At 59.3% G+C, this 14,893-nt stretch carries 12 protein-coding genes and 1 other RNA gene; 4 read left to right on the top strand and 9 right to left on the bottom strand.

All coding sequences use genetic code 11. The features are described from left to right. Nucleotides 1-60: 60 nt before the first annotated feature. Entirely contained in the window at nt 61-795 is a 735-nt protein-coding gene (fnr, locus tag AC1RKH_RS09260; protein ID WP_493061511.1) for a fumarate/nitrate reduction transcriptional regulator Fnr, read from the top strand. A 78-nt stretch (nt 796-873) separates the two neighbouring features. Next, complete coding sequence (locus AC1RKH_RS09255) at nt 874-1,422, top strand: adenine phosphoribosyltransferase (RefSeq protein WP_493061510.1); 549 nt, start codon at nt 874-876, stop codon at nt 1,420-1,422. A gap of 121 nt (nt 1,423-1,543) precedes the next feature. On the opposite strand, the gene AC1RKH_RS09250 is transcribed toward AC1RKH_RS09255, so the two are convergent. From AC1RKH_RS09250 to dnaX, 4 genes are all read right to left on the bottom strand, one after another. After that, nucleotides 1,544-2,692: an acyl-CoA dehydrogenase family protein gene (locus AC1RKH_RS09250; protein WP_493061509.1), complete on the bottom strand. Its 1,149-nt coding sequence runs from the start codon at nt 2,690-2,692 to the stop codon at nt 1,544-1,546. A gap of 188 nt (nt 2,693-2,880) precedes the next feature. Beyond that, entirely contained in the window at nt 2,881-3,483 is a 603-nt protein-coding gene (recR, locus tag AC1RKH_RS09245) for a recombination mediator RecR (RefSeq protein WP_054593221.1), read from the bottom strand. Between the two features lie 304 nt (nt 3,484-3,787). Further along, complete coding sequence (locus AC1RKH_RS09240; RefSeq protein ID WP_008028561.1) at nt 3,788-4,126, bottom strand: YbaB/EbfC family nucleoid-associated protein; 339 nt, start codon at nt 4,124-4,126, stop codon at nt 3,788-3,790. Nucleotides 4,127-4,193: 67 nt separating this feature from the next. Then, nucleotides 4,194-6,305 carry a DNA polymerase III subunit gamma/tau gene (gene dnaX / locus AC1RKH_RS09235; protein WP_493061508.1) on the bottom strand — a complete coding sequence of 704 codons (2,112 nt, stop codon included), beginning with the start codon at nt 6,303-6,305 and terminating at the stop codon, nt 4,194-4,196. A gap of 145 nt (nt 6,306-6,450) precedes the next feature. Here dnaX and AC1RKH_RS09230 point away from each other — a divergent pair, with 145 nt between their 5' ends. Continuing rightward, a complete protein-coding gene (locus AC1RKH_RS09230) occupies nt 6,451-7,209 on the top strand; it encodes a substrate-binding periplasmic protein (protein WP_493061507.1) in 759 nt (252 codons plus the stop codon). 3 nt (nt 7,210-7,212) lie between these two features. Here AC1RKH_RS09230 and AC1RKH_RS09225 read toward each other — a convergent pair whose 3' ends face one another. Beyond that, a complete protein-coding gene (locus tag AC1RKH_RS09225) occupies nt 7,213-8,913 on the bottom strand; it encodes a putative bifunctional diguanylate cyclase/phosphodiesterase (protein WP_493061506.1) in 1,701 nt (566 codons plus the stop codon). Between the two features lie 489 nt (nt 8,914-9,402). On the opposite strand from AC1RKH_RS09225, the gene AC1RKH_RS09220 reads away from it, so the two are divergent. Further along, entirely contained in the window at nt 9,403-9,717 is a 315-nt protein-coding gene (locus AC1RKH_RS09220) for a helix-turn-helix domain-containing protein (protein ID WP_054593225.1), read from the top strand. Nucleotides 9,718-9,950: 233 nt separating this feature from the next. On the opposite strand, the gene ffs is transcribed toward AC1RKH_RS09220, so the two are convergent. From ffs to zipA, 4 genes are all read right to left on the bottom strand, one after another. After that, nucleotides 9,951-10,047, bottom strand: an RNA gene (gene ffs / locus AC1RKH_RS09215) — signal recognition particle sRNA small type. 189 nt (nt 10,048-10,236) lie between these two features. After that, nucleotides 10,237-11,229: a zinc-binding metallopeptidase family protein gene (locus AC1RKH_RS09210; RefSeq protein ID WP_493061505.1), complete on the bottom strand. Its 993-nt coding sequence runs from the start codon at nt 11,227-11,229 to the stop codon at nt 10,237-10,239. Between the two features lie 155 nt (nt 11,230-11,384). Beyond that, nucleotides 11,385-13,742: an NAD-dependent DNA ligase LigA gene (gene ligA, locus AC1RKH_RS09205; RefSeq protein ID WP_493061504.1), complete on the bottom strand. Its 2,358-nt coding sequence runs from the start codon at nt 13,740-13,742 to the stop codon at nt 11,385-11,387. Nucleotides 13,743-13,942: 200 nt separating this feature from the next. After that, nucleotides 13,943-14,791 carry a cell division protein ZipA gene (zipA, locus tag AC1RKH_RS09200; protein WP_493061503.1) on the bottom strand — a complete coding sequence of 283 codons (849 nt, stop codon included), beginning with the start codon at nt 14,789-14,791 and terminating at the stop codon, nt 13,943-13,945. Between the last annotated feature and the right edge of the window lie 102 nt (nt 14,792-14,893).

Genomic DNA, 14,893 nt, shown 5'->3' with positions numbered 1-14,893 from the left:
GAGGTCATTGCGTGGGTTACCCTTACATCTTATGTGTGTTTTCCCACAAGGATCTAAGAAATGTCCGAGCCAGTTAAACTGCGCGCTCATAACCAGGCACATTGCAAGGATTGCAGCCTGGCCCCTCTCTGCCTGCCACTTTCTCTGAATCTGGAAGACATGGAAGCGCTGGACGAGATCGTCAAACGTGGTCGCCCGCTGAAAAAAGGCGAGTTCCTGTTCCGCCAGAGCGACCAGTTCGATTCCGTTTATGCAGTACGCTCCGGCGCGTTGAAAACCTTCAGCCTGAGCGATGGCGGCGAAGAGCAGATCACCGGCTTCCATCTGCCGAGCGAACTGGTCGGCCTGTCCGGCATGGACACCGAAAGCCACCCGGTTTCAGCCCAGGCGCTGGAAACCACCTCGGTATGCGAAATCCCTTTCGAACGCCTCGATGAACTGGCCTTGCAACTGCCGCAGTTGCGCCGTCAATTGATGCGCGTGATGAGCCGCGAGATTCGTGACGATCAGCAGATGATGCTGTTGCTCTCGAAAAAAACCGCTGATGAGCGTATCGCCACGTTTCTGGTCAACCTGTCGGCACGTTTCCGCGCACGCGGGTTCTCGGCCAACCAGTTCCGCCTGAGCATGTCGCGCAATGAAATCGGCAACTACCTGGGCCTCGCAGTGGAAACCGTGTCCCGCGTGTTCACGCGCTTCCAGCAGAACGAGCTGATCGCCGCCGAAGGCAAGGAAGTACACATCCTCGACCCGATTCAACTCTGCGCGCTGGCCGGTGGCTCGGTCGAAGGCTGATGTTGCACATGCGGCTGAGCGAACCTGCTCGGCCGCAGTTATACTTCGGCGTTTGTAGCCCGCCAGGACACTTCGACGATGGTCATCGACTCCTTCGACATCAAATCCCTGATCCGCCCCGTGATCGATTTTCCAAAGCCGGGCGTGATCTTTCGCGACATCACTCCACTGTTCCAGTCCCCCAAGGCCTTGCGCCTGGTGATGGACAGCTTTGCGCACCGCTATGTCGAGGCCGACTTCACGCACATCGGCGCCATGGACGCTCGCGGTTTCCTGATCGGCTCAATCCTCGCTTATCAACTGAACAAACCGCTGGTGCTGTTCCGCAAGCAAGGCAAGCTGCCGGCTGACGTACTGTCCGAGGGTTACCAGACCGAGTACGGCGAAGCCTTCCTTGAAGTCCACGCCGACAGCCTCTGTGAAGGCGACTCGGTGCTGATGTTCGATGACCTGATCGCCACCGGCGGCACGCTGATCGCTGCGGCCAATCTGGTTCGACGCATGGGCGCACGGATTTTCGAAGCAGCGGCCATTATCGACCTGCCGGAACTGGGCGGCTCCCAGCGCCTGGAAGACATGGGCATTCCGACGTTCTGCCTGACACAGTTTGCGTTGACCGAAAGATAAGTCGGCGTCTTCACCGACGCCATCGCTAGCAGGCTCGCTCCCACATTGGATCTCCGGTATTTACAAAATCCCTGTGGGAGCGAGCCTGCTCGCGATAGCGTCAGCCGCAGCACCGCCTGATTCAAAGCCCCATCTGCTTGCTGATGATTTCATTCATCACTTCACGCGTACCGCCGCCAATGGACAGGATCCGGTTGTCGCGGTACAGCCGCTCCACCAGACTTTCACGCATATAACCTAGCCCGCCGAGGATCTGCACCGCGTCGGTGGTGATGCGGTCCGCCGTGTCGGTGGCAAAATTCTTGGCCATGGAAATTTCCTTGATCACACTCTGCCCGGCGGCCATTTTCGCTGCCTGGCGATAGGTGAACTCTCGGGAGACTTCCAGCGCCGTGGCCATTTCCGCCAAGCGATGCTTGAGCACCTGAAACTTGCCAATCGGCTTGCCGAACGCTTCGCGTTGCCGGGCCCATTTCAGGCTTTCTTCCAGCGCCAGTTGCGCGGTCATGTTGGCCATCAGCGCCAGCGCCAGACGCTCGCTTTGAAAATTGCCCATGATGCAGGCAAAGCCCATGTTCTCGACGCCTATCAGGTTGTCCACCGGTACGCGGCAATCATCGAAAAACAGCTCGGCGGTGTCCGATGCCCACCAGCCCATTTTCTTCAACTGACGACCGACGGTGAATCCCGGCATGCCCTTCTCGATCAACAGCAGGCTGATACCGCCAAAACCCGGCTCACCGGTACGCACCGCGACGGCATGGAAATCCGCACGAACACCACTGGTGATAAAGGTTTTGCTGCCACTGACCCGGTAGTAATCCCCTTCACGCACGGCGCGGGTTTGCAGGTTGGCTACGTCTGAGCCGCCGCTGGGCTCGGTGATCGCCAACGCACTGATTTTTTCACCTGAAAGAACCAGCGGCACCACCCGGTCACGCACCTCGGGTCTGGCCCATTTGAGGATGGGTGGCAGGCCGATATCCAGCGAGCCCAATCCCGCCACCAGCCCGCCGGAACCACAGCGCATCAGCTCTTCACTGGCGGCGATCTTGGCGAACAGGTCACCTTCGTGGCTGCCGCCCAGCGCTTCGGGATAACCAATGCCGAGAATCCCCGCGGCGCCGGCCTTGAGGTAGAGTTCACGAGGAAAGCTCTCGGCCTCCTCCCACTGATCGATGTCCGGAAGAATCTCGCGCTCGACGAAACGTCGCACGCTGTCGCGGACCAACTGATGGCCGGGGTCGAAGTATTCCTGAAAGGCAGGCATCGGCGAGCTCCACTGAAGGTTCAGCGAACTTACCGAGCGCTTGCTTGGTTTTCAATAGAATTATGTGAGCCAGGAAGACCGCGGCGCCTGTATCGCGAGCAAGCTCGCTCCCACAGTTGACCGAATTGTCCTGTCGAATGCGGTCCAATGTGGGAGCGAGCTTGCTCGCGATGACGTCAGTTCACGCGCTACAGAACGATCGGCTTACGCCCAGCAAACGAATGGGCCAGAGTCCCGCCATCCACCAGCTCCAGCTCGCCACCCAACGGCACGCCGTGGGCGATGCGCGAGGCGATCAGGCCTTTGTTGCTGAGCAACTGGGCGATGTAGTGCGCCGTCGCTTCACCTTCAACCGTCGGGTTGGTCGCCAGGATGACTTCAGTGAAAGTACCCGCCTCTTCAATCCGCGCCAGCAACTGCGGAATGCCAATGGCTTCCGGGCCCAGACCGTCGAGTGGCGACAAATGCCCCTTGAGCACAAAGTAGCGACCGCGAAACCCGGTCTGCTCCACTGCATAGACATCCATCGGCCCCTCGACCACACACAACAGCGTGTCGTCGCGGCGAGGGTCCGCGCATTGCGGGCACAGATCGTCTTCGGTCAGCGTGCGGCACAGACGACAATGGCCGACCCCTTCCATGGCCTGGCTCAAGGCCAACGCCAGCCGTGAGCCTCCGCTGCGATCACGCTCGAGCAGTTGCAACGCCATGCGCTGGGCGGTTTTCTGACCGACACCCGGCAAAGTGCGCAAGGCGTCGATCAGTTGGCGAATCAAAGGGCTGAAGCTCATGGGGAAAAGGTCCGACAAAACAACGAGACGCGGTTTATACCTGCGCCTCTGGCCAGCGTCAAATGCTCATCACGGTGCCACGTTCGAAGTTTCTTCAGCGTTACCGAGTCGACTTCATCGCGGGCAAGCCCGCTCCCACAAGGGATTTACAGTGTGACATCTATCGCGAATGTCCCCCAATCCAATGTGGGAGCGAGCTTGCTCGCGAAGGCGGCTCAACAGACGCAGTATGCTTTCCCGCCGAAAACAAAAATGCCAGGCTGAGTGCCTGGCATTTTTGTAGTCCATCCGACGCGTTAGCGAATCAGAATGGCAGTTTCATGCCCGGCGGCAGTTGCATGCCTGCGGTCATGCCGGACATTTTGTCCTGGCTGTTGGCTTCGATCTTGCGCACGGCGTCGTTGACGGCGGCGGCGAACACGGCCTCCAGCATCTCCTTGTCGTCTTCGCTCAGGCCTTCCACCAGGCTTGGATCGATGGTTACGCGCTTGACGTCGTGACGACCGGTCATTACCACGGTGACCATATCGCCACCGGCTTTACCGGTGACTTCGGCGTTGGCCAGCTCTTCCTGCATCTTGGCCATTTTTTCCTGCATCTGCTGCGCCTGCTTCATCAGGCCGGCCATGCCACCTTTCATCATGGGAATCACCTCAAAAGTACTTGGATCAAAACAGCGCCCGGCCCAGTGGGCCGAACGCCTTCAGTTATTAGCCCTGGCTGGCCAGAGCCTCGACAGGTTCAATAGTATCGTTACGGATCACCGCGCCGAACTGTTGCATCATTTGCTGGATGAACGGATCACCGTGAATCGAATTCTCAGCTTCGCGCTGGCGGTCGACACGTCGACGCGAAGCCGCCTGCGCCGGGGTTTCCTGCTCGGGCTTGATCAGCTCGATGCTCACCGTCAGGGTGCGCTGGTGATACTGGTTCAGCGCATCGTTCAGCCGGCGTTGTTGAGTCGCGTTGAACAGCGCGCTGTGGGCCGGGTCCAGGTGCAGCAGCCAATGATCGCCATCGACTGCGATCAACGTGCAGTTGGCGGCGATGCTGCCGGTCATGCCGGAAATCGGCAATTTCGGGAACAGCTCCAGCCATTGCAATGCCAGCCCTGTGGCCGGCATCGCGGCCGGTTCAGGTTCGGGTTCAGGCGTTGGTTCTGCGGCGTGCTCACTGGCCAGCTCATCGAGGTAACTATAGGCCGAATCCATGTCCGGCTCGATGTAGTCCTCGTCCAGCGGCGGTTCGTCATCCAGATCCATGCCCGGCGTGGCGGCATCGACTTCAGCCACTGACGGCTCGGGAATCGGCGCGGCGGCCCATTCCGGCGCATCGGGTACAACGCTATCCGGAGTCGGCGTCGGCATGGGTGTCAGGTCAGGCTGCTCAGAAGTCGTCTCCAGCACTGGCTCAATGGCCGGTTGCTGCACAATCTCAGGCTCTACCGGGTCGTTCCAGGGCAGGTCGACGACTTCTTCGACGATGGCCACAGGCTCAGCCACAACCTCGACCACAGGCGCAGGCACGACTACTGGAACAACCGGCTCAGGTGTCGACACGGGTGCAACCACCTCGGCAACCGGTTGAACCGGCGTTGCGGCGACCGGCGCAGCAACAACGGGAGCAGAAGCAACTACCGGCGCAACACGCGGTGCGCCAGCCACTGAGTTTGCGGAATCAACTGTGGCCTGGCTGATCCCCACTGGCTTTAGCGGCTGCCTCGGTGCGTCCGCGGTGTCTGCCGGTCGGAACGCGAGCATTCGCAGCAAGACCATTTCGAAACCACCGCGCGGGTCGGGTGCCAGCGGCAAATCGCGGCGTCCGATCAGGCCCATCTGGTAATAGAACTGCACGTCTTCGGCCGGCAAGGCCTGGGCCAGCGCCAGCACCCGATCACGGTCGCCATGACCGTTATCGACGCCTTCAGGCAGGGCCTGGGCAATCGCGACGCGGTGCAGCACGTTAAGAATTTCAGACAGCACGCCATTCCAGTCCGGACCCTGCTCGGCCAGATGCCGCACCGCTTCCAGCAACGCTCTGGCGTCGCCATCGAGCAGCGCGTGCAGGACGTCGTAGACCTGGCCGTGATCGAGCGTGCCGAGCATCGCCCGCACATCAGCCGCCATGACCTTGCCTTCACCAAAGGCAATGGCCTGGTCGGTGAGGCTCATCGCATCGCGCATCGAACCGTCGGCAGCACGGCCCAACAGCCACAGTGCGTCGTCTTCGAACGGCACATTCTCGACGCCGAGCACATGGGTCAAATGCTCGACCACGCGCTCCGGCGTCATGTTTTTCAGCGAGAACTGCAGGCACCGCGACAGAATCGTTGCGGGAAGCTTCTGCGGATCGGTAGTCGCCAGGATGAACTTGACGTAGGGCGGTGGCTCTTCGAGGGTTTTCAACAGCGCATTGAAGGAATGGCTGGAGAGCATGTGCACTTCGTCGATCAGGTAGACCTTGAAGCGCCCACGGCTCGGCGCGTACTGCACGTTGTCGAGCAGCTCACGGGTGTCCTCGACCTTGGTCCGGCTCGCGGCGTCGATCTCGATCAGGTCGACAAAGCGCCCCTCATCAATTTCGCGGCACACCGAGCACTCGCCACACGGCGTCGAAGTGATACCTGTTTCACAGTTCAGGCATTTGGCAATGATCCGCGCGATGGTGGTCTTGCCCACACCGCGGGTGCCGGTAAAAAGATAGGCGTGGTGCAGCCGCTGGCTGTCCAAGGCATTGATCAGAGCCTTGAGCACATGGGTCTGGCCGACCATTTCGCGGAACGAGCGCGGACGCCATTTACGTGCAAGAACCTGATAACTCATCGAAAACCGTCGCAACTGGGAAGCGGAAGCGGGTAATGCTAGCGGAGCAAGGGCAAAATTGCATCCGGTGCGCTCGGCTAATCTGGCTAAGCTGGTCTTTGGAGGCGTTTTTATCGGCTCCTGCCGGTCTTTTGCTGGAGAGTTTATGCGTTCAGCCTTGGGGGCTTTGCTGTTGATCAGCGTCAGCGCTATTGCCGCGCCAGCGCCCTTGCGCTTTTCAATCATCGACAGCTGGGCGATGCCCATGGTGCAAATCGAGCACGGTCGGCCAACCCAAGGCATTTTGTACGATGTGATGCTCAGTCTGGCCACACAGGTGGGTCTGCCGGCCGAATTCCATGTGCTGGCCCGCGCACGCGTGCAAAGCGCCATGGAACACGGGGAAATCGACATCCGCTGCTATGCGGCGAAATCCTGGCTGCCGAACCCATCCGGGGACTACCTCTGGAGCGTTCCGCTGTGGTTTCAGCGCGACCTGCTGATCGGCACGCAAAGCGCTCCTGCCTCGGTCGTCCCCGCAAACCTTGCCGTGCAACCGATCGGCACCGTGCTCGGCTACAGCTATCCGACCCTGCAACCACTCTTCGATCGCGGCCAGCTCAAGCGCGACGATGCGCGCAATCAGGAACAGGTGCTGAAAAAACTGGCGGCCGGCCGTAATCGCTACGCCGTCAGCAATCAATGGGCCCTGGACTGGTTCAATCAGCAATTGATGCCCGACCGACCATTGCGGGCAGTCGCGGTGTTGCAGGAGCAAAACGTCGGTTGTTATGTACGCAACGACCCAAAACTGCCAATCCAGCAAATCCTGCGAACGCTGCTCAAGATGAAAATGTCCGGGGAAATCGACGACATCATCAGGCTCTACACCGGAACCAACGAACCGACCCAGGTCGATCAATAAGCCTCAGACCGCCTGATCCAGCGCCTGCCACTGGGTCGGCGCGACAAAGGCCTCGACCCAACCCGGCACCTCACTGGCCGGCATCGGCCGCGCAATGAAATAGCCCTGCGCCACCTCGCAGCCCAGGCGCAACAGCAACTGGCCATGCTCGATGCTTTCCAGGCCCTCGGCGATCACCTCTCGCCCAAAGGCCCGGGCAAGGCCGATCACTGCGGTAGTCAGCGCCAGATCGTCGCGATCATGCAGTATGTCGCGCACAAATGACTTATCGATCTTGATGGTTTGGGTGTGCAGGCGCTTGAGGTAGCTCAGCGACGAATAACCGGTGCCAAAATCCCCCAGAGAGAACCTCACGCCCAGCGCCTGACAGGCTTGCAGGCAGGTACTGACGTGCTGAATATTCTCGATCGCCACCGACTCGACAATTTCCAGATCAAGCAACTGGGGTGCGACCCAGGCATGCCGCTCGAGCACGTTCTTGAGCCGATCGAAAAAGTCCGCCCGTTGAAAATGCCGGGCAGCGATGTTGACGCTGACCGGCCACCGTTGACCGTCCTTTTGCCATTGGGACAACTGCGCCAGAACCTGCTCCATCACCCACTCGCCAATATCGACGATCAGATCAGTCTCCTCCACAAACGGCAGAAACTCTCTGGGTGGCACCAGACCGTTCTGCGGGTGCTCCCAGCGCAGTAGCGCTTCAAAGCCCACCACCGCACCGCAACGCATATTGACCTTGGGTTGAAAATGCAGACATAGCTCATCGTTGAGCAATGCCTGACGAACCCGCGCGACTGTCTGATGAGTCGCCTTGACCTCTTGGTCGCGCACCACATCGAACAGGTGAAAACGGTTACGCCCGCTCTGCTTGGCCACGTACATCGCCTGATCGGCATGACGCAGCAGGGTTTCCGCGTCTTCGCTGTCGACCGGAAACAGCGTGACGCCGATGCTGGCAAAGACATTGATGTCCTTGCCCAGAATCGAGTACGGCGCAGAGATCGCCCCCAGCACTCGATGCAACGCCGCGCGTAATTCCGGCATATCGCGCACAAAACGCAAAATCAGCACGAACTCGTCCCCGGCCAGCCGCGCCACCACATCTTCGCCACGAACGATGGTGCGCAGGCGCTTGGCCACTTCCACCAGCAACAAGTCGCCGCTGGCGTGGCCATAGCCGTCATTCACTGCCTTGAAGCCGTCGAGGTCGAGCATGCACACCGCCAACGGCACGTTCTCGACACGGGAATAATCCAGGGCCTGCTCGAGCAAGTCGGAGAGATACGCCCGATTGGGTAGACCGGTCAGTACGTCATGGCCGACCCGCCATTGCAGAGAGTGCAGCAACTGACGCTTTTCACTGATATCGAAGCGAATCGACAGATAGCGATGGACCCGCCCGGTCGACTCGTCCAGCACCGGGACCATGGTGCTATCGACCCAGTAGAGGCTACCGTCCTTGGCCCGGTTGCAAATTTCGCCCTTCCAGACCTTGCCCAGAGCAATGGTGCGCCACATCGTTGCGAAGAAATCGTCAGAATGCAGGCCTGAGTTGAGGATGCGGTGATTGGCCCCCAGCAATTCCTCGCGGCTATAACCAGACACCTCGCAAAACAAATCGTTGGCGTAAGTAATGCGCCCCGCCAGGTCAGTCTCGGAGAAAATGGCGGCTGCATCTACGGCCCTACGGTACTTCTCATCCATGAGTCTGGCCCACTGTGGCTAGCGGTTGTACCGCTCGACCAGCGCACAACGCCCGGAAGAGATGTTTTGAAAGGTCTTGCACTGCGTTGGGGATCGCAGAACGTGATGCTGTCGGGGCAACATCCTTGTAAAAGAGCGGGCCGGCAAATTCAGATGCACGTTAAAACTCCATGGACAGCATTTGATGGCCCCCGAACAGACGAAGATCAACTAGGCTCAGAGGCCTCGTACAGTCACGTCAAAAATACCGACTCTGGTAATATTGAACGGCATTTCGCGTCGTCAGCGGCGTCTCTGCACACCCTGTGAGGTAACGCAATGCTGGCTGTCTCACATTGCCTGGACTTATGAAGCCAGGTCACCAAATGCCCGTACGAAACGGAGATTCTACGAAATACATCACATTTTGCAAAGCAAGGTGATGGATCATGCAGTTGTCTAATGCAAAAATCTATCGTTAAGTTCTTGATTCTAAATGGGAATTGAGCGATGCAAATTTCAAGTTTGGGTCCAGCCATAAGGCGCTATCGCAAGGTGGCGGGGCTTACTCAGGCTGAACTCGGTGAAAAAACCGGTTTTGACCCCAAAACCATCAGCCGCTTCGAAACCGGCACCTATACCCCCAGCGTGGAAGCCCTGTTCATGCTTGCCGATGTGCTGGGAGTGAAGCTCAAAGCGTTTTTTGCCGATCTTGGCGACGAAGACGAACAGCGAGCGTATTTGTTCGGTGTCATACACAAAGCCACCCCGAAGGATCTGGGAAAGCTGATCGCGGCGGTAGACCAGGCCTTGTCCAAGCCTTAGAGCCAGAAACAAAAAAAAGAGCAGGCATGCGTATCGGATTGATAGGCATGCCTGCTCTTTTCATTTGCGCTGAATCCTGACAGACATCGGCACCGACAGTCTTACGCGCTCGCAATGGCGGTATTTTCTCAGGCGCAGCAAAACATCGATCGGAAATGATCAATGACTTAAGAATCTGGTTTTTTGGAGAAGATACAAACCTTGCGAATGAAGGCCTGGCGTTAAGGTGGCGACCCCACCAGCCACACCCCGGCACACAATGTTCCCGCTGTGGCTGCTTCCTTCCGGATCTGACCAGGTTCACGGGTAATCGTTGCGGGGGGACCGATGGGGTCACCATAACGACGCTCACCTGACGGCGAGCCGCGCCATTGTACCTATCTGAGACGAAGTTACAACCGTTGGTGCGGATTAAAAAATATGAGCCGCGTCAAGGACCTGCGTTGATCCTGAAAAGATCGCAGCCTGCGGCAGCTCCTACGGGGGTCGGCGTACGTGCGCAGGCTGCGAACGTTTGATTTATTGCGCCTGTAACACCTCATCCGCCCTGCCGCCCTCCTGCTGGATCACCAGGTGAACGAAATGCAACTTGGCGATGACCACTGTCGGCAGGACGAAGGGGTAGAAGTCCGGTTGGCCCGTGCCGCGCGTGTGCAGGTAGTGCGCCCAGGTTTCCGCCCAGTCTTCCCACGGGTGCATTGTAGCGTAAGCGCTGACATGACTTTGCTGCCAGTCCAGTGGAGCGCCCTGCTGGTAATGCCGTTCCAGCGCCTCGGCGTAACTGACACGCTCATCGCCAAACAGTCCGCGAAACGCTTCCAGCCAAGGGCCATTGGCGATCAGGCGATCCCAATAGTAATGCCCGACTTCATGACGAAAATGCCCGATCAAGGTTCGATACGGCTCGCGCATCTGCACGCGGACGCGCTCGCGGTGAGCATCGTCAGCCTCTTTGATATCGAGGGTAATCAGGCCATTGGCATGGCCAGTGGTCGGCGACTGGCCCTCAAGGTCGACGCCGACAAAATCAAACGCCAGGCCCCACTCCTCATCGATTGACTTGGGGATCACCTGCAAGCCCAGACTTACCAGTTGCGCAACCAGCCGCCGTTTGGCGATTTCCACCTTGCGCCAATGGTCATGGTTTTCAGGGATCGACAGGTCGGGAATGGTCCGGTTCAGAGCACAGGCAATGCAGTGCACGCCCCAACCATGAGCCGGGAGCAGCCAGTTACAGGCGGCCGGCGTATCCAGATTGGCGCAACGGCGAAACAGCCCCGCCTCGGGCTCCGCATCGAGTTGCCAGGTATCGATGTCGAACCCCGGCGCGAGCGATGACAAACGACTCTGCTCAGGCTGATAACCCAAGGCTGCCGAGCAGGCCAGGCACTGACTGTTGCGAAAGAACAGTGACTGCCCGCAACGGCAATGCCAGACCTTGCTGTTACGCGAGCTTTCGCCGATGAAGGGCGCGGCGATACGTGAGCTGAGCTGCTCGAAAAAGCGGTACATGGCGATCTCTCCCTGGGGCCTGCCAAGACTAGATCATTCTCGCGCCATGATCGTTCCCGCTTTTTCTGCGAGGGCTGACATTGCTTTCGCGAGCAAGCCCGCTCCCACAGAGTCGCGCAAAACTAATGTGGGAGCGGGCTTGCTCGCGAATGGCGTCACACTGAAATGTCGTGCATGCGCAGAAACTCGACAAACGCTTCTTCGTCCAGCACCTTCAACCCCAGTTCATTGGCCTTGACCAGTTTGGAGCCAGCGCCAGGCCCTGCGACCACGCAGTAGGTCTTGGCCGACACCGAACCCGCCACCTTGGCGCCGAGGCTTTCGAGTTTGTCCTTGGCGACGTCGCGACTCATCAGCTCCAGGGAGCCGGTGAGCACCCAGGTCTGGCCTGCCAACGGCAAGCCTTCGACGACTTTCTTCTCGCTTTGCCAGTGCATGCCGAAGTCGCGCAATTGCTTCTCGGCATCCAGCGCCAGCTGACGGTTCTGTTCGATGGCAAAGAACTCCCGCACGGCGTTGGCCTGCTTCTCAGGCAGCGCCTGGCGCATGTCCAGCCAGTCGGCGCTGATGATCGCTTCCAGCGAACCAAACTTGTCAGCCAGCTTCTGCGCCCCGCCCGGCCCGACCGAGGGAATGTTCAGCTTGTCGATCATCCCGCCCAGCGTGGTACTGGCGGCAAACTCGGCGCCCAATTCGCCCTGATCCTGAATCTCCAGACCATGCTTGAGCAGTTCCTCGATCACCTTCCGGTTGTGCGCATCTTCGAAGAAGCTGTGAATCTCGTAGGCGACTTCCAGCCCGACATCCGGCAAGTACGTCAGCACTTGCGGCAACGCTTGCTGAACCCGCGCCAGCGACGCCAGCGAGCGCGCCAGAACCTTGGCCGTCTCTTCGCCGACATCCGGAATACCGAGGGCATAGATGAAACGCGCCAACCCCGGTTTCTTGCTGTCGGCAATGGCGCTGAGCAGGTTCTTGCTCGACAGCTCGGCGAAACCTTCCAGGTCGACGATCTGTTCAAAGCTCAAGGCGTACAAATCCGCCGGCGAGCTGACCAGACCTTCGTCCACCAACTGCTCGACGCTCTTCTCGCCCAGACCTTCGATGTCCATGGCCCGGCGCGAAACGAAATGGATGATTGCCTGTTTGAGCTGCGCACCGCAGGCCAGACGGCCGACGCAACGATACACCGCACCTTCGCTGACGGTTTCGCGGCCCTTGCTGCGCTTGACCAACTGCGTGCGCTCGACATGCGAACCACAGACCGGGCAGCACTCGGGAATCTGCACCGGACGGGCGTTTTCCGGGCGACGCTCGGTGACCACTTGCACCACTTGCGGGATCACGTCACCGGCGCGGCGGATGATGACCGTATCGCCGATCATCAAGCCCAGACGCGCCACTTCATCCATGTTGTGCAACGTCGCGTTGGACACGGTCACGCCGGCCACTTTCACCGGCTTCAACCGTGCAACCGGAGTGACCGCACCGGTTCGGCCGACCTGGAATTCCACGTCGAGCAACTCGGTGAGCTCTTCCATCGCCGGAAACTTGTGGGCAATCGCCCAGCGCGGCTCGCGAGCGCGGAAGCCCAACTCACGCTGCGAGGCGATGCTGTTGACCTTGAACACTACGCCATCGATTTCATAGGCCAGCGCGTTACGGCGCTCGCCGATGTCGCGGTAATAATCCAGGCATTCGTCGATGCCCTTGGCCAGTTTCAGCTCGCGACTGACCGGCATGCCCCACTGTTTGAGCTGCTGCAAATTGCCGATGTGCGTGTCGGCAATCTCGGCCGAGACCTGGCCGAGACCATAGCAGCAAAACTCCAGCGGACGACTGGCGGTGATCTTCGAGTCCAGCTGGCGCAGGCTACCCGCCGCGGCGTTGCGCGGGTTGGCGAAGGTCTTCCCGCCGACTTCCAGTTGCGTGGCGTTAAGGCGCTCGAAACCGGCCTTGGACATATACACTTCGCCGCGCACTTCCAGAGTCGCCGGCCAGCCACTGCCTTGCAGCTTGAGCGGAATATTGCGCACGGTGCGCACGTTGACACTGATGTCTTCACCGGTGGTGCCGTCGCCGCGAGTAGCGCCACGCACCAGCACACCGTCCTGATACAGCAAACTGACGGCCAGACCATCGAGCTTCGGCTCGCAGCTGTATTCAACCTCGGCGCCACCGCCGAACAAATCGCCGGACGGCAAATCCAGACCTTCGGTGACCCGCCGATCGAACTCGCGCATGTCATTTTCTTCGAAGGCATTGCCCAGACTCAGCATCGGCACTTCGTGCCGCACTTGAGTGAACGCCGAGAGCGCCGCACTGCCAACCCGCTGAGTCGGCGAGTCGCTGGTGATCAGCTCGGGGTTTGCCGTTTCCAACGCCTTGAGCTCATGGAACAGCCGATCGTACTCGGCGTCCGGAATGCTCGGCTCGTCGAGGACGTGGTAACGGTAGTTGTGCTGATCCAGCTCAGCGCGCAGCTCTAGAATGCGATTTTCAGCGGCGGTCATGGGTGTTCTCTCATAAAGCAAAAGAGCAGCCGAGGCTGCTCAATCTGAATGCAATTCGTGGGCTACGTTAAAAGATCGCAGCCTGCGGCAGCTCCTACGTGATGCCGTGACCTCTGTAGGAGCTGGCGAAGCCTGTGATCTTTTGATCTTGCTCTCAACAATTTCAAGATCACCAAGCGTCCGCAGTCTTCGGGTCGATATCAGCGCTTCTGGGTCAGGGCGCGGCGCTCGAACTCGACGATACGCTGACGGTAGTGCTCGATGGTCTGAGCGGTCAGTACGCTGCGCTGGTCGTCTTTCAGTTCGCCGTTGAGCTCCTGGGACAGTTTGCGAGCGGCAGCGACCATCACGTCGAAGGCCTGTTTTGGGTGACGCGGGCCTGGCAAGCCGAGGAAGAAGCTGACGGCCGGGGTGCTGAACAGATCGATATCGTCCAGATCGAACACCCCAGGCTTGACCGCGTTAGCCATGGAGAACAGCACTTCGCCGTTGCCGGCCATGCTTTCGTGACGATGGAAGATATCCATCTCGCCAAAGCGCAGACCACTTTCCAGAATATTCTGCAACAGAGCCGGGCCTTTGAAACCGCCCGGGTCACGGCAGATCACGCTGATGACCAGTACTTCTTCTGCCTGCGGCTGCTCTTTATCGGCCTTGGTGCTTGACGGTTTGGTTTCGTCCGGAAAATCATCACGGCTGCTGAAGCTCGGGCCGCCGTCCAGATCCAGATTCAAATTCAGGTCGCCCTGGGACGGCTCGCTGCCACGCTTGCCGCGCTTGGAACCCGATTCACGCGGCTCACGGGCAGGCATACTCACCGACGGCAAGTCATGCTCGTCGAGTTGCGGCTCTTTATGCGTATCCAGCACGCGCGGCGGGCCCAGCAGTTCAGCGCCGCTGTCCTCGTCCGGCAGGTTGGACAGGCTGCGGTCGAGGCGAAACTTCAGTTTGCCCTTGCCGCCGCGCATACGCCGCCAGCCATCAAAAAGAATACCGGCAATGACAATAATGCCGATGACGATCAGCCACTCGCGCAGACCGATTTCCATGTAATCCCGTGCCTCTATAAAAAATGCTGAAAAATAAGGGGTTTACAACCTGCAAACCGCTTTAAAACGTGGCGCCAACTCTCTGTTCTGAATGGCGTTTTG

The organism is Pseudomonas sp. GW822-FHT06B12, from assembly GCF_058799675.1.
Note: the sequence above shows the minus strand (reverse complement) of the source record. Positions and strands in the feature narration are given on the sequence as shown.

What these genes read in the sequence shown, in the direction of transcription:
- fnr (WP_493061511.1), top strand. Translation starts at nt 61, where the DNA reads ATGTCCGAGCCAGTTAAACTGCGCGCTCATAACCAGGCACATTGCAAG.
- AC1RKH_RS09255 (WP_493061510.1), top strand. Translation starts at nt 874, where the DNA reads ATGGTCATCGACTCCTTCGACATCAAATCCCTGATCCGCCCCGTGATC.
- AC1RKH_RS09250 (WP_493061509.1), bottom strand. Translation starts at nt 2,692, where the DNA reads ATGCCTGCCTTTCAGGAATACTTCGACCCCGGCCATCAGTTGGTCCGC.
- recR (WP_054593221.1), bottom strand. Translation starts at nt 3,483, where the DNA reads ATGAGCTTCAGCCCTTTGATTCGCCAACTGATCGACGCCTTGCGCACT.
- AC1RKH_RS09240 (WP_008028561.1), bottom strand. Translation starts at nt 4,126, where the DNA reads ATGATGAAAGGTGGCATGGCCGGCCTGATGAAGCAGGCGCAGCAGATG.
- dnaX (WP_493061508.1), bottom strand. Translation starts at nt 6,305, where the DNA reads ATGAGTTATCAGGTTCTTGCACGTAAATGGCGTCCGCGCTCGTTCCGC.
- AC1RKH_RS09230 (WP_493061507.1), top strand. Translation starts at nt 6,451, where the DNA reads ATGCGTTCAGCCTTGGGGGCTTTGCTGTTGATCAGCGTCAGCGCTATT.
- AC1RKH_RS09225 (WP_493061506.1), bottom strand. Translation starts at nt 8,913, where the DNA reads ATGGATGAGAAGTACCGTAGGGCCGTAGATGCAGCCGCCATTTTCTCC.
- AC1RKH_RS09220 (WP_054593225.1), top strand. Translation starts at nt 9,403, where the DNA reads ATGCAAATTTCAAGTTTGGGTCCAGCCATAAGGCGCTATCGCAAGGTG.
- AC1RKH_RS09210 (WP_493061505.1), bottom strand. Translation starts at nt 11,229, where the DNA reads ATGTACCGCTTTTTCGAGCAGCTCAGCTCACGTATCGCCGCGCCCTTC.
- ligA (WP_493061504.1), bottom strand. Translation starts at nt 13,742, where the DNA reads ATGACCGCCGCTGAAAATCGCATTCTAGAGCTGCGCGCTGAGCTGGAT.
- zipA (WP_493061503.1), bottom strand. Translation starts at nt 14,791, where the DNA reads ATGGAAATCGGTCTGCGCGAGTGGCTGATCGTCATCGGCATTATTGTC.